The 23,289-nt window shown below is 55.7% G+C and carries 20 protein-coding genes; 14 read left to right on the top strand and 6 right to left on the bottom strand.

Translation table 11 applies throughout. The features are described 5' to 3' along the window. Positions 1 to 66 precede the first annotated feature (66 nt). The 3 genes from pvdO to pvdM all read right to left on the bottom strand — a co-directional run bounded on the left by pvdO (position 67) and on the right by pvdM (position 3,800). Complete coding sequence (gene pvdO / locus H7698_RS19570; protein ID WP_194692523.1) at positions 67 to 945, bottom strand: dihydropyoverdine dehydrogenase; 879 nt, start codon at positions 943 to 945, stop codon at positions 67 to 69. A gap of 193 nt (positions 946 to 1,138) precedes the next feature. Then, entirely contained in the window at positions 1,139 to 2,419 is a 1,281-nt protein-coding gene (gene pvdN, locus H7698_RS19565; protein WP_194692522.1) for a pyoverdine-tailoring periplasmic protein PvdN, read from the bottom strand. Positions 2,420 to 2,450: 31 nt separating this feature from the next. Further along, positions 2,451 to 3,800 (bottom strand): pyoverdine-tailoring dipeptidase-like protein PvdM, encoded by a 1,350-nt coding sequence (gene pvdM, locus H7698_RS19560; protein WP_194692521.1) that lies wholly within the window; start codon positions 3,798 to 3,800, stop codon positions 2,451 to 2,453. Positions 3,801 to 4,051: 251 nt separating this feature from the next. On the opposite strand from pvdM, the gene pvdP reads away from it, so the two are divergent. Continuing rightward, positions 4,052 to 5,668 (top strand): pyoverdine maturation tyrosinase PvdP, encoded by a 1,617-nt coding sequence (gene pvdP / locus H7698_RS19555; RefSeq protein WP_194692520.1) that lies wholly within the window; start codon positions 4,052 to 4,054, stop codon positions 5,666 to 5,668. A gap of 276 nt (positions 5,669 to 5,944) precedes the next feature. Here the strand turns inward: pvdP and H7698_RS19550 are convergent, their stop codons facing one another. From H7698_RS19550 to H7698_RS19540, 3 genes are read right to left on the bottom strand one after another with little or no spacing between them, the layout of a single operon-like run. After that, complete coding sequence (locus H7698_RS19550; protein ID WP_194692519.1) at positions 5,945 to 7,339, bottom strand: efflux transporter outer membrane subunit; 1,395 nt, start codon at positions 7,337 to 7,339, stop codon at positions 5,945 to 5,947. Positions 7,340 to 7,346: 7 nt separating this feature from the next. Then, positions 7,347 to 9,320, bottom strand: a complete 1,974-nt coding sequence (locus H7698_RS19545) for a MacB family efflux pump subunit (RefSeq protein ID WP_194692518.1) — start codon at positions 9,318 to 9,320, stop codon at positions 7,347 to 7,349. Further along, positions 9,321 to 10,493 carry an efflux RND transporter periplasmic adaptor subunit gene (locus tag H7698_RS19540; RefSeq protein ID WP_194692517.1) on the bottom strand — a complete coding sequence of 391 codons (1,173 nt, stop codon included), beginning with the start codon at positions 10,491 to 10,493 and terminating at the stop codon, positions 9,321 to 9,323. Positions 10,494 to 10,813: 320 nt separating this feature from the next. Here H7698_RS19540 and H7698_RS19535 point away from each other — a divergent pair, with 320 nt between their 5' ends. The 13 genes from H7698_RS19535 (at position 10,814) to H7698_RS19475 (ending at position 23,061) form a co-directional block, all read left to right on the top strand. Further along, positions 10,814 to 11,296 carry a sigma-70 family RNA polymerase sigma factor gene (locus H7698_RS19535; RefSeq protein ID WP_162441101.1) on the top strand — a complete coding sequence of 161 codons (483 nt, stop codon included), beginning with the start codon at positions 10,814 to 10,816 and terminating at the stop codon, positions 11,294 to 11,296. 134 nt (positions 11,297 to 11,430) lie between these two features. Beyond that, positions 11,431 to 12,768, top strand: coding sequence for a lysine N(6)-hydroxylase/L-ornithine N(5)-oxygenase family protein (locus tag H7698_RS19530; RefSeq protein WP_194692516.1), 1,338 nt, complete (start codon positions 11,431 to 11,433; stop codon positions 12,766 to 12,768). Between the two features lie 587 nt (positions 12,769 to 13,355). Then, on the top strand, positions 13,356 to 14,387 hold the full coding sequence (locus H7698_RS19525; protein ID WP_194692515.1) for a hypothetical protein: 1,032 nt from the start codon (positions 13,356 to 13,358) through the stop codon (positions 14,385 to 14,387). Between the two features lie 49 nt (positions 14,388 to 14,436). Continuing rightward, positions 14,437 to 15,123, top strand: a complete 687-nt coding sequence (locus tag H7698_RS19520) for a hypothetical protein (RefSeq protein ID WP_194692514.1) — start codon at positions 14,437 to 14,439, stop codon at positions 15,121 to 15,123. A gap of 55 nt (positions 15,124 to 15,178) precedes the next feature. Continuing rightward, positions 15,179 to 15,676 carry a contractile injection system protein, VgrG/Pvc8 family gene (locus H7698_RS19515; RefSeq protein ID WP_235992906.1) on the top strand — a complete coding sequence of 166 codons (498 nt, stop codon included), beginning with the start codon at positions 15,179 to 15,181 and terminating at the stop codon, positions 15,674 to 15,676. Between the two features lie 350 nt (positions 15,677 to 16,026). Then, positions 16,027 to 17,040: a hypothetical protein gene (locus tag H7698_RS19510; RefSeq protein ID WP_194692513.1), complete on the top strand. Its 1,014-nt coding sequence runs from the start codon at positions 16,027 to 16,029 to the stop codon at positions 17,038 to 17,040. Positions 17,041 to 17,045: 5 nt separating this feature from the next. Next, a complete protein-coding gene (locus H7698_RS19505) occupies positions 17,046 to 17,768 on the top strand; it encodes a hypothetical protein (protein WP_194692512.1) in 723 nt (240 codons plus the stop codon). 54 nt (positions 17,769 to 17,822) lie between these two features. Next, the gene (tssI, locus tag H7698_RS19500; protein ID WP_194692511.1) at positions 17,823 to 19,664 is read left to right on the top strand and encodes a type VI secretion system tip protein TssI/VgrG; all 1,842 of its coding nucleotides are present in this window, start codon (positions 17,823 to 17,825) and stop codon (positions 19,662 to 19,664) included. A 17-nt stretch (positions 19,665 to 19,681) separates the two neighbouring features. Beyond that, complete coding sequence (locus H7698_RS19495) at positions 19,682 to 20,260, top strand: DcrB-related protein (RefSeq protein WP_194692510.1); 579 nt, start codon at positions 19,682 to 19,684, stop codon at positions 20,258 to 20,260. Beyond that, entirely contained in the window at positions 20,257 to 21,474 is a 1,218-nt protein-coding gene (locus tag H7698_RS19490) for a PAAR domain-containing protein (RefSeq protein WP_194692509.1), read from the top strand. The genes H7698_RS19495 and H7698_RS19490 overlap by 4 nt, the downstream gene beginning before the upstream one ends. Before the next feature lie 11 nt (positions 21,475 to 21,485). After that, positions 21,486 to 21,923: an SMI1/KNR4 family protein gene (locus tag H7698_RS19485; protein WP_194692508.1), complete on the top strand. Its 438-nt coding sequence runs from the start codon at positions 21,486 to 21,488 to the stop codon at positions 21,921 to 21,923. 7 nt (positions 21,924 to 21,930) lie between these two features. Continuing rightward, a complete protein-coding gene (locus tag H7698_RS19480; RefSeq protein ID WP_208525762.1) occupies positions 21,931 to 22,389 on the top strand; it encodes a hypothetical protein in 459 nt (152 codons plus the stop codon). A gap of 87 nt (positions 22,390 to 22,476) precedes the next feature. After that, positions 22,477 to 23,061 carry an Imm5 family immunity protein gene (locus H7698_RS19475; RefSeq protein WP_235992905.1) on the top strand — a complete coding sequence of 195 codons (585 nt, stop codon included), beginning with the start codon at positions 22,477 to 22,479 and terminating at the stop codon, positions 23,059 to 23,061. Positions 23,062 to 23,289: the final 228 nt, after the last annotated feature.

Here is a 23,289-nt window from a genome sequence, read left to right as displayed (position 1 = left end):
GACATACCTATCGACTGAGACGCAGTCATCGCGAGCAAGCTCGCTCCCACAGGGTAAGGGTGTTGTTTATAGCTCGCGCACAATCCGGAACCCTATCCAGTCCCCACGCTCCTGCGGGTATTGGCTGTTGCGATTGCCCGAACGGGAAAACACCGGAGCCTCACCCCAGTCGTTGCCGCGAATTCGCACCGCTTCGCACTTGGCTTCGACCCATGCGCTGCCGTCGGTGGGGGCGCCGACGTAGTTCGGATGCTCGCAGTCTTCGACCCATTCGTAGACGTTGCCATGCATGTCGTACATGCCGAACGCGTTCGGTGCATAACTGCCCACCGGCGAGCTGTAGCTATAGCCGTCCGCCGGGCCGTAGGTGTTGGCGTGTTTGGCGATGCTGTATTCCTTGCCCTCGTCGAACGGGAAGGGAAACGGTCCCTTGGTACCGCCACGCGCCGCGTATTCGCGTTGGGCTTCGCTGACCATGCGGTACGTCTGCCCGGTCTTTTTCGAAAGCCAGTCGACGTAGTTTTTCACGTCGTCAAAGTTCATGCACACCGCAGGCTGGCGCGGGCCCTGGGGGTAACGCGGTTTGCTGGCGACGCACTCACGACCGGGCCTTGTGTCGCCATTGGCGATGGTCACGCCACTGTCGCGCACGTAGCTGTCCCACTCACCGGCGGTGACCTGAAAGCGGCTCATGGCGAAGGGCTTGGCGAAGGTCACCGCATGCATCGGACTTTCATCGGGCTCGCGCCCGACTTCATCATCCGGCGTGCCCATGGTGAACGTGCCAGCGGGCAGCACCACCATTTCCGGGCAGTCCCGGCAGTCCTTGAACACCTTGCCCGGCTGTGGCGGCGTGGCGGCCACGGCGGTGGCAGGTGCAAGAGCGGCCATGAGTGCAGTGAGGGCAAGCGCCTTGAGTGGCAGTGTCGGCAGATCTCGATTCATGAGTCATCTCGAGTAAAGAAAAACGGAGGTATGAGCAACAAATCATTGTGGCGAGGGGATTCATCCCCGTTGGGTTGCAAAGCAACCCCGCTCTTTACCTCAAAAGCAGAGGCCTGCTGCGCAGCCCAGCGGGCGTGAACTCCCTCGCCACATGAGCCTGTATGCCTTTGATCCTGTGCGCAGGTGTGCATCGTCAGGTTGTCTTGCTCAGCAGGGCCATAAATCGGTCGATCTCGTGTTCAGTGTTGAGCAACCCCGGGGCAATGCGAATCACCGGACCAACATCGCGTTCCACGGAATCGCAGACAACGCGGTTTGCCATCAACTGCGCAGCGACTTTTTCGCAGTCGCGGTCCTTGATCCGGAAGAAGGTGAAGCCAGCCGACAGCGCCGGGCTTTGCGGCGTCACCAGTTCGATCTGCGACTGTTCCAGCAGGCGATTTTTCGCATAGGTGTTCAGCGCATGAATGCGTGTCTGCACCTCGGCCTTGCCCAATTGCAGGTGCAGCTTGAACGCCTCATCCAGGGCCCAGCGATGCTCGAAGCTGTGATAGCCGCCGGGGGTCATGATGGTCGAGAAGGACGTTGCCTCGGAGAAGGTCGGGATGGTTGGCGTCACGTCTTTGAGCTCGGCGGAGCGGGCGCAAATGATTCCGGTGCCCCGTGGACCGAACATCCATTTATGCGTGCCGGCGATGAAGAAGTCGCAATGCATGTCAGGAAAATCGAGGTTCTCGACACCGAAGCCATGCACGCCGTCGACCACGTACAGAATGCGGTCTTTTTCGTCGCGGTTGCGGTTCAGCTCTTCCACCAGCTTGCCGATTTCGCCGATGGGCAGTTTCACGCCGCTGCCCGACTGCACCCAGGTCATGCCCAGCACACGGGTGTTCGGGCGAATGCCCTGGGCGATCGACGCCAGCACTTCGTCCTCGGAAATGTCGCGACTGCTTTCGAACAGCTTGAGCTTGCGGATCTTCACCCCGTCCTTCTGCTGGCGGTAATCCAGCGTGTAATTGGTCGCGTAGTGCTCGTGTTCGGTGGTGAGGATTTCCTGGTCCGGGCGCACATGGATGCCGCCGTAGATCAGCGACAAACCCTCGGTGGTGCTGCCGGTGAGGGCGATCTGTTCAGGGGTGGCCTTGAGGTAACGAGCAGCCCACGCGCGAACTTCCTGTTCGCGTTTCTCGGTTTCCCCCAGGTCCCAGTCCATGGCTCGGCCGGGGTTGCGGTCGAGGTTGGCGCGGTGCCTGTCGATGGCTTCGCGCACGGGCCTCGGGTGCGACGTCACCAGGAAGTTGGCGAAGTGCAGGTAGTCCGGATCCTGATTGAACAGCTGACGCAACTGCGTCCATTTGTCCTTCGGCAACGGCGCTGGATTGGCGGCCAATGCCGGCAGGTTCACAGCGGCACCCAAGGGCAGGCCCGCGGCAAGAAGGCCGGCCTGCTTGAGGAATGAACGACGGTTGGTCATAAGATCGGTTCGCTTTTGCAAAAGAGAAAAATCAGTGGTTCGCCACAGGTTTCGACGACTGCTGCACCTGGTCCCAGACCCGCAGGAAATTACCGCCCCAGAGCTTGGCGATGTCGGCGTCGCTGTAGCCGCGGCTGATCAGTTCGGCCGTCACGTTGCGGGCTTCGCTGACGTCTTTCCAGCCATCGAGACCGCCGCCGTCGTTGAAGTCGGAACTGATGCCGACATGGTCGATACCGATTTTCTTCACCGCATAGTCAATCGCGTCGCCATAGTCCTTGAGTGTGGCTTTGGGCTCTTCATCGACAATCGCGTAGAGCTGGCTGGCGTACTCGCCGAAGCGCTGCTCGGACCAGACGGTGATGATCGGATCACCCGGCATCAAGGCCATTTCCAGGCCTTGCAAGGGCTGCAGATCGAAGCGCGCACGCAGGGCGTTGAGCTTGTCCTGAGTGGCCTGGCTGAGCGGGCGGATGTAGGTCGGGAAACCAACGATCTGCACCACGCCGCCACTGTTCTTGATCAGTTGCATTTCCTGGTCGCTGAGGTTACGCGGGATGTCCACCAGCGCCCGCGGCGCCGAATGCGAGGCCACTATCGGCGTGCGACTCAGTTGCGCGACTTGTTCCAGTGCCTTGGTCGACATTTGCGAGACATCGATGATCACCCCGAGGTCATTGAGACGATGCACGGCCTGCTGGCCGATCTCCGACAAGCCGCCAAGGGCGTCACGGGAATCATTGAAAAACGGCAGCGGGCGGGAGGAGTCGGCCCAGGCGTTGTTGCCCACGTAACTGAAGCCGAACATGCGCATGCCCCGTGCCGCCCAGGTGTCCAGGGCGTTCAGGTCGTTGCCCAGCGGGTAGGCGTTGAGCATGCTGAGGAAAATCGCGAACTTGCCTTCGCCATGCAGGCGCCGGAAATCGTCGGGGGTGTAGGCGATGGCGACCTGGTTGGGGAAGTCGCGCACCATCGTGCTGATGATCTTGTAGCGGGTTTCCTGCTCGAACCGCGCCTCGTCGACGAACCCGGCGGTGGGGCGGTGGGGTGCGTTTTCGCCGTTCCAGATTTCCGGCCAGCCGAAGATGGTCAGGGCTGCGCCGGACAGACGACCGCGCCCGGTCTTGACCAGGTCGAACTGGCCGGTGCCGTCCTTGTCGGCTTCGTTGCCGGCGGTGCCGAAGTCCAGCGGGACGGTGACGTGGCTGTCGAAGGAAAGGATGCGCTCTTGCAGCTCATCGGCTTGCTTCATCACCTTCACCGGGTAACCAGGATTGTCCTTGAACCAGTAATCCCAGGCCGCATAGCCGGCTCCGGCGGTGATGGCCAGCGCCAGCGGCAGGCCGAGGTAAAGAGCCTTTTTCGAACGTGGTTTTGTCATTGCCATCTCAGTCAGGTTCGCCACCCCGATGCGGGCGCAGGGGCCTTTGCTATCTGGGAAGAACGAGTTTGCAGGTTGGAAATTTAATTGAATTTGCGGGCCTCATCGCGAGCAAGCTTTGCTTCTACAGGGACTGCAGTTCTCCCACGATCCTGTGGGAGCAAAGCTTGCTCGCGATGCTCTTAAATTTACGGCAGCAACAAACGTTCTAGCTGGATAAAGCCTGCTTCATGGCTGACACAGGTAGGGCAATGACGATTTCTCGACGATGGTTCATGGCAGGCCTGGCGCTGACCGGTGCCGCCGTGCCCGCGGCTTTTTATGGGCATCGCGAATGGAGCAAACCGGATCCGACGATCACCCCCGGGGAAGCCTCGTTCGACGTGGCGGATGTCGCCGGCCAGCATCTGGCGAACACCTTGCGTGGCGTCTGGCAGATTCGTTTCGAGGGGCAGGACGGCGGTCTCGAAGGCTTGCCTCGGGACGGTCTGGAAGTGTTCCTCGACGTCGGTCACAAGGGTCGCGGTTTGATCGGGTTTCTCGACACCGCCGAGCGGTTGCGGGCTAGCGAGGCGCCGCGCTACCGGGTATTGGGCGATCTGGCAGATGCCAAACCTGCCGAACTGAGCTGGCGACTGATTAGCGCCAATGCGCTGCACGACACGCCGGATTACGAGTTCAGCATGTCCCTGGACGAGGTGTGGGCCGGGTTTGGCAATGCCGGCAGCGGCACGCTCAGTGGTCGGGTGCTCAACCTGGATCGGCCGCTGATGCTGACCGCCCAGGACAATCGGTTCATCGCCGTCAAACGCACCTTTCCCGAAGCCCGGGAGCGCACGGGCCTTAATGCGCCGCTGTTGGCCTGGCTGATTTCCCCGGAACACCGCCTGTTTCACCAGCTCTGGCACGCCTCCCGGGACAAGTGGCACACGCTGCCCGAAGACAAGCGCAATGCTTTGCGCGGCATTGGCTGGCAGCCCGGCCCGCGCGATAAGGAGCGCGATGCCCGTGGCGCGCGCAAGGATCGCAATGGGTCCGGCGTGGACTTTTTCTTCATGCACCGGCACATGCTCGGTACGGCGCGTTCGATGCAGGATCTACCCTCGTGGCCGCACTTCCCGTTGCCGCAACCGGAACTGGTCCGCGATCGTGTGGGCTTCGCGGCGTATTTCGATAATCACGACGGCACAGCGTTGCCACCGACCTGGTTGGCGGACGACGACGCCGAGTACTCGCAGTGGGTCGCCGACATCAAAACCGCCGAGACCTACCACAGCAATTTTCAGGTGTGGGAGTCGCGCTATCGCGATCCGCGTTATCTGTCGAAGCTGACCCTGGGCCAGTTCGGCTCGGAGGTCGAATTAGGCCTGCACGATTGGCTGCACATGCGCTGGGCCTCGGTGCCGCGGGACCCGTCCAACGGCCAGCCGGTGCCGTTTGCGCGGGATCCGTCGGACTTTTCCGCGCGCTGGTTCGCTGCGGAAAACGACTTTCTCGGCGACCCGTTTTCGTCCCACGTGAACCCGGTGTTCTGGCATTTTCACGGCTGGATCGATGATCGCCTGGAAGATTGGTTCCGGGCTCATGAGCGGTTTCATCCGGGCGAGGTGAATCGGTTGGAGGTCAACGGCGTGGCGTGGTTCGCGCCGGGGCGTTGGGTTGAAATTGATGATCCCTGGCTGGGGCCGGGCACCCATGGCTGCAGCACCACGCCGGGTTTGCAGCCGGGCAAGTCGGTGGAAATGGACCCGGAAACCATGAAGCTGGCGTTGCGCATTACCTTCGGCGAGGACGAGAAGAAACTCGCGGACCTGTTGCGCAAAGTACCGCAACGACCTTGGTATGCACGGCATTTGAAGGCCAAATAAAGCCAGGCTTGAGACCGCGTTATCGTTCATCGCGAGCAAGCTTTGCTCCCACAGGATTGATGTAAGCCGCAAATTCCATGTACGACTCATAAACCTGTGGGAGCGGGCTTGCCCGCGATGGCGGTTTGGCAGGTGGCAGTGATGTTGGATGTCCCGGCCTCATCGCGGGTAAGCCCGCTCCCTCAGGTGATCATTGTTGAACACAGATTCCGTGTTCACTGGAGATCAGTGTGGGAGCGAGGCTGCTCGCGATTGGGCCCTCACAGACACCCAAAATCACAAAACCTGCCACCCCCCACCCAACGCCTTGTACAGCGCAATACTCGCCTGCATCCGCGCCAGCCGCAGTTGCACATTCAAATCCTGCGCCGCATACAGCGTTCGCTGTGTTTCCAGCACTGTCAGCAAATCCTCGGCCCCGGCCTGATAGCGACTCTGGGCAATGTTGAAGGCTGTCTGCGCCTGATTCAGTTCTTCCCCTTGCCACTGCCGCTGCTCATCCAGCCCGCGAATGCTGTTGAGGGCTTTTTCCACGTCGGCGAAGCCATTGATGATTGCCCCGCGATACGCTTCCAGCAGCTCCTCCTGACGGGCCGTAGCCTTGTCACGCTCGGCACCCAGGCGACCATTGTTGAACACCGGCGCAAGCAGCCCGGCGGTGAGGTTGTAAAACGGGCTGCGCAGGATATCCGCCGCGCGATCCGCACCCGAGCCCAGTTCGGCACTCAGGGTGACGGTAGGCAGCATGGCGGCGCGCGCAATGGTGACGTCGGCTTGTGCGGCGGCCAGTTGCGCTTCGGCGCGGGCAATGTCCGGACGACGGCTGATCAGCTCGCTGGGCAACCCGGCCGCGATCGTCGGCCAGGTCAGTTGATCGAAACGTTCCTGCCCCAGGGACAGCTGTTGCACCGGCCGGCCAAGCAGGGCGGCGAGGCTGATCTGCGCCTCCTGCGTCTGTTGCTGCACCAGTGGCAATTGCCGTTGTTGCGCGGCCACCAGGCTCTTCTGTTGCGCCAGCTCCAGTGCTGTCGCCGAGCCCGAGTCAAAGCGCGTCTGAACCAGTTTCAGCACGCTCTGTGCGTTGGCCAGGTTGAGCTCGGCGATGCGTTGTTGCTCCTGCAGTGACAGGGTTTGCGCGTAGCCGTTGGCGACGCTGCTGAGCAGGGTCAACTCCACGGTTGCCTGATCGAATTCGCTGGCCTGCAAAGCGAACTGTGCACTGTCGCGAGACGCCCGTTGGCCGCCCCAGAAATCGATTTCGTAGCTGGCGCTGAGGTTGGCGTCGAAGTAGTCCACCGCCTTGTTGCTGCTGTCGGCATCCAGCTGGCTGTAGCCATTGCCGCGCAACAGTTTCTGGCGATTGGCATTCAGGCCGGCCTTGACCTCCGGCAGTTGCGAGCCACCGGCAACCACCGTTTCCGCCTGCGCCTGGCGCACCCGGGCCATGGCGGCGGACAGGTCGAAACTGCCGACCCTGGCCTGCTCGACCAGGCGATCCAGCTGCGGGCTGCCGAACTGCGACCACCACTGCACATTGCTGCGAGTCGCGCTCTCGCTGTGGGGCGACTGCCAGGCGGCGGGAGGGGCAATACCACTGTCCGGACGCTGAGCGGGACTGCCGCACGCGCCGAGCAACACGCAGAGGGTCAACAGACTGAGTTGCGGCTTCATAAATCGATCATTCACTGGTAAGGGCCGTGACCGGGTCGAGTCGGGCAGCTTTGCGGGCCGGCATGAAGCCGAAGACAACACCGGTGACCAAGGCGCAGCCAAAGGCACCAAGCAACGCTATCAAGGAAAAGGCGACCGCCACTTCGCTGAGGACCAACACGCCGCCGACGATCAGGGCGAGTGCAATACCAGCGAGTCCGCCCACCACCGAGAGCATCACCGCCTCGGTCAGAAACTGGCGCAGAATGTCGCGCTGGCGTGCACCGGTGGCCATGCGGATGCCAATCTCCCGGGTTCGTTCACGCACCGTCATGAGCATGATGTTCATCACGCCGATCCCGCCGACCAACAGCGAAATCGCGGCAATCGAACCAAGCATCAGCGACAGGGTATTTTGTGTGCGCGCCTCGGCCTGGATCATCGCGGCGTTGTTGGTCAGTTCGAAATCTTTCTTGCCATTGTGCAGGCGCAGCATCAACTGCTCGATGGCCTGTTCCGCTTCCTTGACCTTGCGCGCATCGGCAGCGGCGATGGCGATGTATTCCGGATTATGGGTGCCGAATAACCGCACGCTGGCCGCCGAGTAGGGGATGGCGATGCGGTCGTCGCTGTCGGAGTCGCCAGAGCTGGCGCCTTTTTCGGCAAGCACGCCGACCACCTGGAACGGCACGTTTTCGATCAGGATGTACTGGCCGATCGGGTTGGCGACGTTCTTCAACAGTTTCTGCCGCACCTTGTGACCGATCACCGCCACGGCGGCGGCGTTCTGTTCATCGGCCTCGGTGAAGTAACTGCCCTCGACCACGGGCCAGTTGAAGATCGCCGGAAAGTTGGTGTCGTTGCCGCCGACGTAGCTCATGTGATCAAGATTGCCGAAGCGCACCCCGGCCTCCTGACCGTTGACCGGCATGATGCGCATCACCTGCGGCAGGCTCGCCACCGCCTTGACCTCGTCCAGCGTCACGATGCCCAGCGGGGTTCGCGGGTTCGGCGAGGAGCCGCTGAGGTAAATGATGTTGGAGCCAAATGCGCCCATCTGCGCCATCACCTGGCGTTTGCTGCCTTCACCGACGGCCAGCATCACCACCACCGACGCAACGCCGATGATGATGCCCAGCAGCGTCAGCGCGGTGCGGAACTTGTTGATCCACATCACCCGCCACGCCGCTTGCACCGCGTCCACCAGCTCACCTTTCCAGGCGCCCGTGGCTTCGGCGCCTTCGGTCAGACGCTTGCGCAAATCCACCGCTTGCAAGGCGCCGGGATTGGCCGAGGTCTGGACCTCGGGATGGTCACGGGCGCTGTCGCTGATGATCAGCCCGTCGCGAATTTCGATGATGCGCTTGGCCCGTGCCGCGACTTCGCGGTCGTGGGTAATGAGGATCACCACGTGGCCCTGGCTCGCCAGTTCGTCGAGCAGGGTCATGACCTCGGCGCCACTGTGGCTGTCCAGGGCGCCAGTGGGTTCGTCGGCCAGAATGATGTGGCCGCCGTTCATCAAGGCGCGGGCGATCGACACCCGTTGCTGCTGGCCGCCGGAAAGCTGATGCGGGCGGTTGCCGGTGCGTGACGCCAGGCCGAGCCGGTCGAGGAGGGCGGCGGCGCGGGCATGACGTTCGGCGGCCGGGGTGCCGGCGTAGATCGCCGGCATCTCGACGTTTTCCTGGGCAGAGCCGGACGGGATCAGGTGGTACCCCTGGAACACAAAGCCGAATGCCTCGCGGCGTAGCCAGGCCAGTTCATCGCTGTCGAGGCCGGCGACGTTTTCCCCGGCGAAGCGATACTCGCCCGACGTCGGGCGGTCGAGGCAGCCGAGGATGTTCATCAAGGTCGATTTGCCGGAGCCCGAGGCGCCGACGATGGCGACGAATTCACCCGCGTGGATCGACAGGTCGATGCCGCGCAACACCTGAACTTCAGGCGCGTCGCCACCGCCGTAGGATTTGCGGATGTCCTGCAGGTCGATCAGGGGCGTCAGCATTCAGCCGCCACTCCCGTCGACCGGTCCGATCAACAGGTGATCGCCTTCCTGCAAGCCGTCGAGAATCTGTACCCGCAGACGATCGCTGATGCCGGTACGGACATCGCGCTGCTGCAGACTGCCGTTCTCGGCGACTACCTGGGCGGTCTGGATGTCCGCTTTTGTACCGGATTGCAGGGCAGCAATGGGCGCGGTCAGGACGTTTTTCGCCTGGTCGGACACGAAAAACACCTGGGTGGTCATCTCTGCCATCAGCGCGTTATCGGCGTTATCGACGTCGAGCAACACGGTGTACAGCACCACGCGCGCGCTGCCGCTTTTACTCGAACTGGCCGGACTGCCGCCGCCTTGACTGGTTTGATCGAGGGGTTTTGGCGGCACCGGAAGAATCTGGCGCACGGTGCTGCTCCAGCGTCGAGTGCCACCGCTGAGGGTGGTGAACCAGGCCTGCATGCCGGGTTTGACGTGACCGATGTCCGCTTCAGAGACCTCGGCCCAGACGGTCATCGGCGACAATTTGGCGATGCGCAAAATCAACGGCGTTTGCTGCTGGGCATTGAGCGTCTGGCCTTCACGGGCATCAAGGGCGACGACGGTGCCGGCCATCGGTGCGTAAATGCGCGTGTAACCGAGCTCGGCCTGGTCGCTGCGCAGGCTGGCCTGGGCCTGGCGGATCTGCGCCTGGAACATGTCGATGCGCGCCTGGGTGGCGCGCAGTTCTGCCTGGGCCGTCTGCACGTCTTCCTCACGGGTGGCACCGCCGGCCTTGAGGTTCTGTTGGCGCTGGAATTTCTGCCGGGCCAGCTCGTGCTGTGCCCGTTGTTCCTCGAGCTGAAACTTGAGGTTCTCGATGGAGAAGCGTCCGGCGTCGAGTTTGGCCTGTTGCGTGGACGGGTCGATTTCCACCAGCAACTGGCCTTCCTTGACCACGTCGCCGACTTCCACATGGATCTTGTGGATTTGCCCGGACGCCTGGGCACCGACGTCGACATACCGCCGGGGTTGCAACGTGCCCAATGCCGTGACACTGGTTTCGATGTCGCCACGGGTGACCTGAACAGTGGCGAACTTGTCCCGACCGGGGGGGATGAACTGCCAGGCGGCGACGGCGATAACGGGGATCAGACACAGTGCTACAAGCAGGGCGCGTCGGGCGTGACGGGGACGTTTCATGCAGGGTTCCAGTCAATGGAAATCGACCCGTCGTTCGTTTTGCAAGAAAAGTCCGGCAATCAGTGAACGCTGTCGGCAGACCGACAGAGACGGGGAGCTGTCCTTAATACGAGAAAAGCCGCGTCGAATTTAGGCGCGGTCACGTGGGGGCACACATATAGACCATGACTATTTGTCGGGCAAGATGAAGCAATACTTTAAATCTATATGAGAATTACTATAAATTACGCGCCTCGCTCTGCCACTATCTTGCCACTGCCCATTTTGGCGGTCGACAGAGTGGCTCAAGGAATGAATCCGCACCCGTGCGGACGGGAGTCATGTTGGAAAACTACTATCGTGAGCTGGTGTGTTTCCTGAACGCCAAGCTAGGCAACCGTCAGGTGGCCGAAGATGTGGTGCATGACGCTTATCTACGGGTTTTGGAACGCTCCAGCACCACGCCGATCGAGCAGCCCCGGGCGTTTTTGTACCGCACCGCGCTCAATCTGGTGATCGACGACCATCGGCGCAACGCCCTGCGTCAGGTCGAGTCGCTGGAAGTGCTCGATAACGAAGAGCGCTATTTCACCCCGTCCCCGCACAACAGCCTCGACCACGGCCAACGCCTGGAAATGCTCCAGCGTGCCTTGTCTGAATTGCCGCCGTTGTGCCGCGAAAGTTTTCTGCTGCGCAAGATCGAAGGCCTTTCCCACCCCGAGATCGCCGAACGCCTGGGGATCTCCCGGGCGCTGGTGGAAAAGCACATCGTCAACGCGATGAAGCATTGCCGGGTACGGATGCTGCAGTGGGATGCCCACTGATCTCATCGTGTTAAATTTTGTTTCATTGTCCTCGTCCTTACTCAACAGACGACCTGCTGTCCTGCCCCAGGGCCGGTCAGGTCACTCAGCTTTTCCTCCCCGCTGCTCGGGGGTTCATCCAGAGGACACTGGAAATGACACAGGCAATTGCATCGCCCATCGTTCACGACCTGATCGGCGTCGGTTTCGGCCCTTCGAACCTGGCGTTGGCCATCGCTCTGCAAGAACGCGGATCGAGCCAGGGTGAACTGGATGTACTGTTTCTCGACAAGCAGGCCGACTACCGCTGGCACGGCAACACCCTGGTGACCCAGAGCGAATTGCAGATCTCCTTCCTCAAAGACCTGGTGACCCTGCGCAACCCCACCAGCCCTTACTCTTTCGTCAATTACCTGAAGCACCACGGTCGTCTGGTGGACTTCATCAACCTGGGCACTTTTTACCCGTGCCGTATGGAGTACAACGACTACCTGCGCTGGGTTGCCGCGCAGTTCGACACCCAGAGCCGCTACGGTGAAGAAGTGCTGACCATCGAGCCGGTGCTGCACAACCAGCAGGTCGAAGCGCTGCGGGTAATTTCCAAAGACGCCCAAGGTCAGCAGCACGTTCGCACCACGCGTTCGGTGGTGGTCAGCGCCGGCGGCACACCGCGCATCCCGGAAGCGTTTAAAGCGCTTAAAGGAGACAACCGTGTGTTCCACCATTCCCAGTACCTGGCACAGATGGCCAAGCAGCCATGCGTGAACAACCAGCCGATGAGCATCGCGATCATCGGGGGCGGGCAGAGTGCCGCGGAAGCGTTTATCGATTTGAACGACAGCTTCCCATCGGTGCAGGTGGACATGATCCTGCGCGGCTCAGCCCTGAAACCCGCCGATGACAGCCCCTTCGTCAACGAAGTGTTCTCGCCGGAGTTCACCGACCTGGTGTTCCAGCAAGCCAGCAGCGAGCGCGAGCGTTTGGTCAACGAGTACCACAACACCAATTATTCGGTGGTGGACATCGATCTGATCGAACGCATCTACGGCATCTTCTATCGCCAGAAAGTCTCGGGCATCGCCCGTCATGCGTTCCGCACCCTGACCACGCTCTCAAAAGCCACCGCCACCGAGCACGGCATCGAACTGACGATGCGTAACAACGCGACCGGTGAAGTCACGGTGCGTCACTACGACGCCGTGGTCTTGGCCACCGGTTACGAGCGCCAGATGCACCGCAAACTGCTGGCACCGCTGGAGCAGTACCTGGGTGATTTCGAGGTGGACCGCAATTACAAACTGATCACCGACGACCGCTGCAAGGCCGGCATCTATATGCAAGGCTTCTGCCAGGCGAGTCATGGTTTGAGCGACACCTTGCTGTCGATCCTGCCGATCCGTGCGGATGAGATTGCCGGGTCGTTGTATGAACATGGCGAGAACCGTGGGCATAGCCGGTCGATGGTGGATCTGTTGTTGGCGACAGCTAGCTGAGATTTTCTGCGACAGTGAAACCGCCATCGTCGGAATGCCGCCCAGAGCAAGCTCACTCCTACATTGGATCTGTATACACAGGACCCATGTAGGAGTGAGCCTGCTCGCGATAGCGTCCCTGCAGGCACCACGAATTCACGATTCCTGAACCCCTCCTGACGAACCCCGAAACTCCCTCCCTCCAACGCGTAATGCTCTCTCGTTTACGCCCACTGCTGCCGACTAATAGCAGTTGATCCCGAACCGATTCTCCTACTCCCCTCTACAACACCGAACCATTCGTGATGACCCTTGTGTGGTTTTCGCGATGCACCATCACGCGTGCTCAATCGTGTCCCCCGGTGAACGCCTGAAAATCTGTCATGGGCCATGGATCCTCGCAGCCAGAATCGACGAAAACACTGTGGTAGCTGGCGCAATAATTTGAAACACGGAGGCGTCGTACAGGATTCAGGGAAGCTTCCTACATCAAGTTTTGTGTCGCCTAGTTACGTTGAACCCGTGGAACTATTAACGACTACCACGGGATGAAAGTAAGTGCAGGCGACACATGCCGGCTTGAAATCCCGTGAAAAAGGAGAAAGCACATGGACGGAACGCTATTGCCCTGCACGGTTGCAAATCCCCGCGGATTGCGCAGGCAAGCAGGGTTGGTTGGAGTAGGCAATCTTCCCTTTCCAAGCGAGATTGCATCTCGCAATTTCCCCGCTTCGCCGAATTTTGCTGGTTACTACGCCACCAATGATTACAACGCAGCGATGTTTCTGGCTCATGAACTGGCTTCGCCCGAAGCGGTCATGACGCCCGTAGAAGCGCAGGAGTCGGTGCAGTTATTGCGGACATTAATTCAGCGATTGAGTGCGGCTAAAAACACATCCGCTGAAGCGCTCAAGAAGCTGCAGAAAATGGCGGGGGATATTCCCGACATTGGCTCATTGCTGTTTTCTTCGACCAGTATGCCTGGCACGTTAATTACCGTCGGCAACATGGCAGCCGCGATGTCAAAGTCCAAGTCCGTGGTTGATCTGCTGGATTTGTCACCTGCGGACAAAAAGAAGTTGATTCAATGGGCAAGTGAACGTGGGAAGGCAAGTTCCACATCGGCGAAGAAAGCTTTTAAAGGCAAGATCAAACTGATACGCGTCGGGGGGCAATTGCATTTTGAAGTGCCTGTTACGGCTCAGGCGCAAAGTTATAGGGTGTTAGGTCAGGTGGGGAGCCAGGTTGCTCATATTCCAGCGTATGGAACCAGGGCTGCACTTAATAATCGGGCGATGCTTCATGCTAATGGTGCGACTCGTGGTCTCAAGTTAATGACGGGGGCTCCTGTGGGCGTTGCATTAGCTGTATTGCCACAGGCTTATGTTGACTACAGCAGTTCCACGACGATAGAAGAGTTTTATAAGAAGTCGGTTTATAGTCAGCCTGTTAATGTCGCGGCGTTTGCCGGTGGAGTAGCGAGTGGTGCATTAACAGGGATTGTTTTTGTCGCGGTAGGATTAGGTGGTGCTCCATTAGTAGTTGTTTTAGCGGTAGGGTGGCTTGGCGCCTTTGGAATTCAGTCGTTAATTATGCACTTAGGCGTAGATCGAGTGGTCGGCGATTTTTTTGTAAAGTGAGTATTTCATAATGATTGATGTGAAAAATTTTAAAAAAGAGTGTTGGGTCATGTTTTTCGCGATTGTTTTTTTTGGCCTTTTTGGACCGTCTAATCTGGATTATTTTTGGTGTTTATATTTGGTGCTATTTTTAGGAAGTTTGATTTGGACGTTGTATCTGATTTACGTGTGTGAGCGATACATTGTTTACATGGCTACTTTTTTAACAGCTGTGATTTGCATATTTGCATATTCGGCAAGTAGCTTGGCATACGTTTCGATGTCTGCCGTGTTTGGTAAATCCAATGTGTTAACTATCGTTGGAGGTATGAGTCCTTCGGTATTTGTTTGTATAGTGTTTGTGGTTGTGTTCAGAAGTAAATCCTCGTTTTTTCCGTTTGAAGTTATCGGTAATAGAGTGACTTCAAAAAAGAAAGAGCAGAGTAGGAAAAATTACAATGTAGGGTTTGTCGCAGGTGTGTCGACATTGACAGGTGGTTTATTTATTAGATCCGTCGACGAAATTACAAGTGCTGTTATTTCAATTGCTGGTGGTACAGGCGTTTCAATAGTGATGCTGTTTTTTCTGCGTCACTCAATTCGCGGTCTGCGTACCCTTCGTATTCAAGAACGGCTCATGCCGATTCCGTACACTTTCATGGTTATAGACGAAATTCGAGAAGCCCGCAGTCGGTGGTGGCTCGGCAGGTTTTTTAAATGGATAAATTCTTTGTTCGACTCTCCAGTACCTAAATAAAACTCTTTCAAAGCAGCAGCAGGCTTTGCGTTCAAATAACTACAAGGAGTTATGTATGACAATGGATTTTTCATCACTGTTCACGGCGCAGAACCGTCGATTATTCAAACTGACAATGGCACTCAAAGGCGGACAAGCGTTATTGCTCGAGTCCTTTACAGGACATGAGGGTTTATCGACAGATTTTGGTTTTCAATTGGACCTGTTGTCCGACCATGCCAGCGTAAAACTGAAAACGGCGATGGGCCAGTCCGCGACGATCGAAATCGAATTGGCGACAGGGGATAGGCGCTACATCAATGGCCATGTGGTGCGTTTCGGTAAAGTGGGTAGTGACGGTGGAATGTGCCGTTATTCGGCGGTGATTGGTTCCTGGCTCAGCTTGTTAGAGCAGCGGTATGACGCTCGGATTTATCAGGATCAAACGGTCGAAGAAGTCATCTCAGAGGTATTCACGATTCCTAAACCCTTCCTGAAGAACCCCGAAATTCCCCCCGTGCAACGCGAAATGCTGTCTCGTTTACGCTCCCTGCTTCCGACTAATAGCAGTTGATCCAGAACCGACTCTTCTACTCCCCTCTACAACACCGAACCATTCGTGATGACCCTTGTGTGGTTTTTGCGATGCACCGTCACGCGTTCTCAATCGTGTCCCCGGTGAACGCCTGAAAATCTGTCATGGGCCATGAATCCTCGCGGGCAGCATCGACGAAAACATTGTGGTAGCTGGCGCAATAATTTGAAACACGGAGGCGTCGTACAGGATTCAGGGAAGCTTCCTACATCAAGTTTTGTGTCGCCTAGTTACGTTGAACCCGTAGAACTATTAACGACTACCACGGGATGAACGTAAATGCAGGCGAAACATGCCGGCTTGAAATCCTGTGAAAAAGGAGAAAGCACATGGACGGAACGCTATTGCCCTGCACGGTTGCAAATCCCCGTGGATTGCGCAGGCAAGCAGGGTTGGTTGGAGGAGGTAATCTTCCCTTCCCAAGCGAGATTGCATCTCGCAATTTCCCCGCTTCGCCGAATTTTGCTGGTTACTACGCCACCAATGATTACAACGCTGCGATGTTTCTGGCTCATGAACTGGCTTCGCCCGAAGCGGTCATGACGCCCGAAGAAGCGCAGGAATCGGTGCAGTTATTGCGGACATTAATTCAGCGTGTGCATGCCGCAAAAAACACATCCGCTGAGGCGCTCAAGAAACTGCAGAAAATGGCGGGGGATATTCCCGACATTGGGTCATTGCTGTTTTCTTCGACCAGTATGCCTGGCACGTTGGTGACCGTCGGCAACATGGCAGCCGCAATGTCAAAGTCTAAGTCCGTGGTTGATCTACTGGATTTGTCACCTGCGGACAAAAAGAAGTTGATTCAATGGGCAAGTGAACGTGGGAAGGCAAGCTCCACATCGGCGACGAAAGCTTTTAAAGGCAAGATCAAATTGATACGCGTCGGGGGGCAATTGCATTTTGAAGTGCCTGTTACGGCTCAGGCGCAAAGTTATAGGGTGTTAGGTCAGGTGGGGAGCCAGGTTGCTCATATTCCAGCGTATGGGACCAGGGCTGTACTTAATAATCGGGCGATGCTTCATGGTCATGGTGCGACTCGTGGTCTCAAGTTAATGACGGGGGCTCCTGTGGGCGTTGCATTAGCTGTATTGCCACAGGCTTATGTTGACTACAGCAGTTCCACGACGATAGAAGAGTTTTATAAGAGTTCTGCTTATAGTCAGCCTATAAATGTCCTGTCATTTGCAAGTGGCGCATTGGTATCAGTTGCGCTGGCATCGTTGTTTGGGGCTCCTTTAGTGTTGGTTTTAGTTGTTGGGTGGGGGGTGAGTCTAGCAATGCAGCATTATATGCAAGGCTCGGGCTTGGATAAAATGATTGGCAATAATCTGACGAAGTGAAAACTATGATCTTTGATCCTGATGTTGACACAGTAAAAAAAGGACCATGGCTTATATTTTCTATGGTTCTATTTTTTGGGATGTTTGGACCAACTGAAATACCATACTACTGGTTCGGATATTTTGTTGTTTTGGGGCTGTGTTTTGGGGCTGTAATTTTTTTGGTGGGGGGGTGCGAAAGTTATTTGGTGTTTGTGGTTGCGATGTTTTTAAGCGTGTTTGGCGTGCTCTGTTTTTTCTTGAGTAGCATGTTGTATTTTTTCGTGTCGAATATTTTTGGGAGTGGGCTAAAAGCATTGGTTGTTGCTCTATCTCCGATGTTACTTGTTTCTACAATGGTCGTCAGTGCGATGGCAAGTAAAAGCAAAATATTTAAATTTGATATTGTTGGTAATAAAGTCGCGAATCGTACTCATAAACGGGAGGGCAGTAAATATCTTGGACTCGTAATCGCAATCCTCACATTGCTAAGCGGTGGATTATTGAAGGCGATAGGTCCTTTCTATAGTGGGTTGGTAGTTACCGTTGCCGCGACACTTGGATGTACAGCCATTGTTTTTTATTTTCGACATACCATTCGAGGCTTGCGCACGCTACATATTCAGGAACAGTCCACGTCAACTCCGTATACCTTTATGCAAATAGAAAAAATCAGAGAGGCCCGTAGGCGATGGTGGATGGGTAGACTATTTAAATGGATTGCTTCGCTGCACAAGTCGCCCGTTTAAATAACCAAAAACGAAGTGGTCTGGCCGCTTTGAAAAAATAACAAGGAGTTACGCATGACAATGGATTTTTCATCACTGTTCACGGCGCAAAACCGCCGTTTATTCAAACTGACAACGGCACTCAAAGGCGGGCAAGCGTTATTGCTCGAGTCCTTTACAGGACATGAAGGTTTATCGACAGATTTTGGTTTTCAATTGAATCTGTTGTCCGACGATGCCAGCGTAAAACTGAAAACGGCGATGGGCCAGTCCGCGACGATCGAAATCGAATTGGCGACAGGGGATAGGCGCTACATCAATGGCCATGTGGTGCGTTTCGGTAAAGTGGGTAGTGACGGTGGAATGTGCCGTTATTCGGCGGTGATTGGTTCCTGGCTCAGCTTGTTAGAGCAGCGGTATGACGCTCGGATTTATCAGGATCAAACGGTCGAAGAAGTCGTCTCAGAGGTATTTGGCCGCTATGAAGGGCTTGCCAAATTCCAGTTTCGCGTCGAACGCCCCTTAAAAAAACACAGCTATATCACTCAGTATCGGGAAAGCGATCGGCATTTCGTGATGCGGCTGCTGGAGGGGGAGGGACTTTTCTTTTATTTCGAGCACACCGCTGATAGTCACACCATGATCATCATGGATGACTCAACCCTATTACCTTCACTGCCAGAACAACCTCAAGTACGTTTTCACACTGCCTCAGTGACTGAAACAGCCGATTCGATCACCCACTGGAGCGCCGAGCGGCAATTGCAGTCCAGCAAGATTTCTGTCCAGACCTTTGATTACCGCCAACCTGGAAACCGGCTTCCAGTCAGCATGAAAAGCATCAATCAACAGGGCGATGTTCCGGCAAACGAGATTTACGATTTCATGGGCCAATACACCCATGGCACCTACGACGATGGCGAGGTACTGGTCAGAAACAGAATTGAAGCGCTGGAACTCAGAGGCAAAGAATTCATGGGCCTGAGTAATTGCCGAGCGATGCGCCCGGGTTATTCATTTGAACTCACCCAGCACTATGAACACGATGAAGGCGCTCCCGAAAACCGACAGTTTCTTTTGATGAGCATTGAGCATGGGGGCAGTAACAACTACTTGTCCGGCGACCAGGCGGGTTATGCCAACAAATTTTACTGCGTGCGCAAAAAAATCAAATTTCGCCCGCAGTTGGAAACTCTGACTCCCGTTATCACCGGACCTCAAACCGCCATCATTGTTGGTCCGTCAGGGGAAGAGATCTATACCGACGAACTTGGCCGGGTAAAAGTGCAATTCCACTGGGACCGCTACGGCGACTTCAACGACAAAAGTTCCTGCTGGGTCCGCGTCGCCCAATCCGGTGCAAGTGGCGGCTTCGGCAGCATCCTGATCCCTCGTGTCGGCGATGAAGTCGTTGTTGTTTTTCTCGACGGTAACCCGGACCGCCCGCTAATCATGGGCAGCCTCTACAACAGTCAGAACACGCCGCCATGGTCGTTGCCCGCGAACAAGACACAGAGTGGCTTCTTGACACGATCGATGAAAGGAAAAGGCAGTAACGCGAACTTTTTCCGCTTTGAAGACAAGGCCGGTGCGGAGCAGGTGATTGTTCATGCCGAGCGAAACATGGACACCGAAATAGAGGCAGATGAAACCCTCAAGGTGGGTGGTAACCGCCAGATCAACGTAAGCGGAAAGCATTCCGAAACGATCAAGCACGAAACCAGTATCGCTGTTGAAGAGGGGGCGTACTACGTCACCGTTGATAAAAGCGAAGTAAAGATCAAGGCAGCGACTTCCATCACCCTGGAAGTCGGCGCCAGCAAGCTGGTTATGCACCAGGACGGGACTATTAACTTGACCGGCATCGTGGTCGATGTGGAAGGAACAACCCTCATCAATCTGAACAAAACAAGCTGACGGAAAAAGGACGCCGCATGCGAACCTGTATTTACGATCGTATTTCAGAGAAACGAATTCGTGAGGAAAAACGGCTCGAAGAAGAGCGTTTGAAACGAGAGGCACTTCCTCCGCCTCCCAAGCGATTTCATACCAACGAACTGAGTTTCGTTCGACCGGGCAGTTTCAAAGACAAGACCTTTCATGTCTTCACGCTGACGGATATCGGGCCGAGCCCCTTGTCCGTGGTGATAGGTCGAACACCCATCGGTGTAGACCAAGACCTTGAAACCATGGCGCAGCAGCTTTTAACCGACTTGAAGCAGGCGCTCTCACATCTGGAATGGGTCGAGCATTTGAGCCCGGCGGAAGTTGCTGGGGTTGATGCACGACGTGCCGAATTCAAATGGAGGCAGCAAGGCCAACCGGTGCACCAACTCCAGTTGATTTTTCTCCATCACGACGAACACCAGCATCCGCTTTTAATGCAGATCACCGCAACGAGCAACAACCCGAAAGGCATAACGCCGGACGAAAGAAGTGCGTTTTACGAGTTACTCAAAACCCTTGAACTACGTCCAGTTACGGATACCGAAAAGCCGGTGACCCCGGCATGAGTGCGGCTGCGCGACTGGATGATCCAATCGAACACACGGGGTCACTTACGGGGTTGCTCGCAGGGCTGGCCGTCGGAGCAATTGGGGCTGCCCTTATTGTAGGAACGGGGGGATTGGCAGCCGTTGCAATCGTGGGCGCCACTGCTGCGGCGGGAGCGGGCATCGGGCAGTTGATCGGTAGCTTCTCGTATTTCAACCACGCAGTCGGCCAGATAGTCAGTGGCTCCGGCAATGTCCACGTCAATGGCAAACCCGCAGCCAGAGCTCACTTGGACAAAGCGGATTGCAGTGAACATGGTTCTGCACCGCAAATCCTGGCGCAAGGAAGCAGCACCGTACACATCAACGGTCAGCCAGCCGCCCGTGTCGGCGATCACACAGTGTGCGACGCGAAAATCAGTTCCGGATCTGGCAACGTTTTCATTGGTGGAGGCACCGATACCACCGACCCGATAAATCCCGAAGTGCCTGCATGGCTTGAGCGAGCAGTGCTTGTCGTTGGACTGGCAAGTGCGTTCGTGCTGGCGAGCCCGGTGCTTGTCATTGCGGGTTTTGCCGGAGGCGTGGCTGGCGGGTTTGCGGGAAACTGGGCTGGAGGGGAATTGTTTGGTGAAGGCTCCGATGAGCAAAAATTGATGGCTTTTGGCGGGGCGTTGCTGGGTGGTGGGTTAGGGGCGAAAGGTGGCAAGTGGTTTGATGCGCGGTATGAATTCAAGGTGCAAGGTGTTGGGTCAAACCTTGCGAACGTAAAAGTCGTTCCTAAAACTGTCACTGGCAAGTCTGCTGATTTAAATCCACTGGGATATGGTCGAAATACAAAGTATTTTTACAAGGATCCCATACAGTGGAGCGCAAGTCGGCCATCCGGAACGAAGCTTAATTATAAAATTTACCAGAGGAAAGATATCGATTGGAGCAAAATTAGAAACGCTGGTGATAAACGCTTCGTAGGTAAAACCAATCTTGAAGCAGCGTCAAAAGGATTGTCTCCTCAACTGGCGGATGGTAATTTCGCGACACTGCATCACATGGGTCAAAAATCTCCTGGGCCGTTGGTTGAAGGCAGCACGCGGTACCATGGTGTAGGTAAACCCGGGCAAGGAGCCTTGCACAGTCAGTATGGTCGAAATAAACCACATCCGGAACTACAGCCGGACAGGAAAAAATTCGATGTTGATACTCGTGAGTATTGGCAGTGGCGAGCAAATAATTAAAGAGGCTATGTATGATAAATATAGATGATTTAAAAGAAAGGTATAAAAACATCTACGGGGTTGAGGGGTGTTCGGTAAAGGTTTTGAGGGAAATAGAAAAGGTTCTGGAAACAAAACTTCCTACTGACTTCAAGGAAATAGCAAATTTTTATAGCGGTGGTTTGTTAGGCGGAATTAGTCATTACGAAATCGCCTCTGCGGAAGGTGCGTCAGCTATTCTCCAAGAGACTTTAAGATTAAGAAAGGCAGTCGGGATAAATAAGGATTACGTCGTTTTGGCTGAGCCGCCTGGCAGTTTGATTGTGATGAATGTTGTTTCTGGTGTTCTTTGGTGCGACGCAAATGATGCAGAAAATATCAATTCAAAAGCCTTTGAAAATGAGCCGGATCGCTGGGACTGCTATGCGAGTTTTTTTAATTATCTTCTAGATCGAGAGGAGTCTGAGTAATTAGTACATGTCAATTCATCGAGCAGAGAGTATTTGGGGTGATATGTTTTATTACGTGGAACCTGAAGTTGCTGGTGGGTTTGGGGCATCCACTTTAATGGACCCCGCGTTCCATCCGCCTGTGGTCTCGCAATTGGAGTATCAGTTCGAAGGTTGGTTGGGTGATGAGCTATTAGAGACGTTTCCTTGTTTCATTGTGACGGAGGCTGTAGCTTCAGAAATCACGAAGTTGGGGCTCACGGGTTTTTTGTTAGCCACTGTAAAAATTACAGCAAGTGCGAAGTTTGAGGATGTTGAACCAAAAACTATTTTACCTGCTTTTTTTTGGCTGAAGGTTGATGGCAAAGCCGGGTTCTCTGATTTTGGAATTGCCGGTGATTATAGGCTCGTTATTTCTGAAAGGGCCAGGTGTGCTTTTTTTAAATTCAAGATGCAGAACGCCGATATGGAAGTGTACGGTGGATAGGCGGGTAAAGGACGGATAAACAGTATAGAGAAAACATTGTGTTGCAGTGAGTGCGAGTCTTGCGGAACCCGTAGCGAAGTAAGTGTGATGAGTGTTATGCCTAATAAGATGTTTATAAATAAGCTTCTAAATCAGGTCGCGCAGTCACCTTTAGGTGATTTTGCCCTCCCTTCAAGAAAATTGTTGTGGAACGCTATTGCGGAAGGCGAGCCGGAATCGACTAAAAGGTTGTTGCGCACGAAGTTGGATATTCTCTGTGTAAAACATGCTTCATTCATATGGTCGAAAAAATTCAAAGATATTCAGGGCATCTCCAAGATGTTATCAATAGCACTCGCTGCGGCGAATGGAACTATCGCGAAGGCACAAGCATTAAACAAACGTGATGAGTTTTATGTCGAAGTCGTGGAAGATCAGGATTACGAAGCAGAAGAGTATCCGACAATGTTTGTCGGGCATGCTGCTGCCAATACGATCGCTACCGCAACAACCGATTTCACCTATGATCCCTCCGATCTTCGGGGTGATCGAGATCTGGATCCGGAAGCGTTCGAACCGAGTTATTTGATTGCCTCGGCATTCGCAGGAGGTTTGGATGAAAATGGGAATTCTGATTCACGGCGTGAATTCTGGGAGTGGTATCTGACATGCGCAATTAGGGAGGTCGTTTGATGCCCCGCGCGCAGGTATTCCCTTTGATCGCCATCGCGAGCAGGCTCGCTCCTACATTGGATCTGTATACACAGGACCCATGTAGGAGTGAGCCTGCTCGCGATGGCGTCCCTACCGTCACCAAAAATTCTCAATCCTGAACCCTTCCTGAAGAACCCCGAAATTCCCCCCGTGCACCCCAAACACCGCGTTTACTTTACTTAAACAGCGGCGCAAGCTTCGCGTGTT

The sequence above is a fragment of the Pseudomonas sp. p50(2008) genome, assembly GCF_015351605.1.
Lineage (GTDB): Bacteria > Pseudomonadota > Gammaproteobacteria > Pseudomonadales > Pseudomonadaceae > Aquipseudomonas.
The sequence above is the reverse complement of the archived record's forward strand: the minus strand, read 5'-3'. Positions and strand labels throughout refer to the sequence as shown.

Excerpts from the sequence above, each read along its gene's own strand:
- H7698_RS19485 (WP_194692508.1), top strand. The coding sequence starts at position 21,486 with ATGATAAATATAGATGATTTAAAAGAAAGGTATAAAAACATCTACGGG.
- H7698_RS19510 (WP_194692513.1), top strand. The coding sequence starts at position 16,027 with ATGGACGGAACGCTATTGCCCTGCACGGTTGCAAATCCCCGTGGATTG.
- tssI (WP_194692511.1), top strand. The coding sequence starts at position 17,823 with ATGACAATGGATTTTTCATCACTGTTCACGGCGCAAAACCGCCGTTTA.
- pvdO (WP_194692523.1), bottom strand. The coding sequence starts at position 945 with ATGAATCGAGATCTGCCGACACTGCCACTCAAGGCGCTTGCCCTCACT.
- H7698_RS19505 (WP_194692512.1), top strand. The coding sequence starts at position 17,046 with ATGATCTTTGATCCTGATGTTGACACAGTAAAAAAAGGACCATGGCTT.
- H7698_RS19545 (WP_194692518.1), bottom strand. The coding sequence starts at position 9,320 with ATGCTGACGCCCCTGATCGACCTGCAGGACATCCGCAAATCCTACGGC.
- pvdM (WP_194692521.1), bottom strand. The coding sequence starts at position 3,800 with ATGACAAAACCACGTTCGAAAAAGGCTCTTTACCTCGGCCTGCCGCTG.
- H7698_RS19540 (WP_194692517.1), bottom strand. The coding sequence starts at position 10,493 with ATGAAACGTCCCCGTCACGCCCGACGCGCCCTGCTTGTAGCACTGTGT.
- H7698_RS19515 (WP_235992906.1), top strand. The coding sequence starts at position 15,179 with ATGACAATGGATTTTTCATCACTGTTCACGGCGCAGAACCGTCGATTA.
- H7698_RS19550 (WP_194692519.1), bottom strand. The coding sequence starts at position 7,339 with ATGAAGCCGCAACTCAGTCTGTTGACCCTCTGCGTGTTGCTCGGCGCG.
- H7698_RS19535 (WP_162441101.1), top strand. The coding sequence starts at position 10,814 with ATGTTGGAAAACTACTATCGTGAGCTGGTGTGTTTCCTGAACGCCAAG.
- H7698_RS19475 (WP_235992905.1), top strand. The coding sequence starts at position 22,477 with ATGAGTGTTATGCCTAATAAGATGTTTATAAATAAGCTTCTAAATCAG.
- H7698_RS19530 (WP_194692516.1), top strand. The coding sequence starts at position 11,431 with ATGACACAGGCAATTGCATCGCCCATCGTTCACGACCTGATCGGCGTC.
- H7698_RS19525 (WP_194692515.1), top strand. The coding sequence starts at position 13,356 with ATGGACGGAACGCTATTGCCCTGCACGGTTGCAAATCCCCGCGGATTG.
- H7698_RS19490 (WP_194692509.1), top strand. The coding sequence starts at position 20,257 with ATGAGTGCGGCTGCGCGACTGGATGATCCAATCGAACACACGGGGTCA.
- H7698_RS19480 (WP_208525762.1), top strand. The coding sequence starts at position 21,931 with ATGTCAATTCATCGAGCAGAGAGTATTTGGGGTGATATGTTTTATTAC.
- pvdN (WP_194692522.1), bottom strand. The coding sequence starts at position 2,419 with ATGACCAACCGTCGTTCATTCCTCAAGCAGGCCGGCCTTCTTGCCGCG.
- pvdP (WP_194692520.1), top strand. The coding sequence starts at position 4,052 with ATGACGATTTCTCGACGATGGTTCATGGCAGGCCTGGCGCTGACCGGT.
- H7698_RS19520 (WP_194692514.1), top strand. The coding sequence starts at position 14,437 with ATGTTTTTCGCGATTGTTTTTTTTGGCCTTTTTGGACCGTCTAATCTG.
- H7698_RS19495 (WP_194692510.1), top strand. The coding sequence starts at position 19,682 with ATGCGAACCTGTATTTACGATCGTATTTCAGAGAAACGAATTCGTGAG.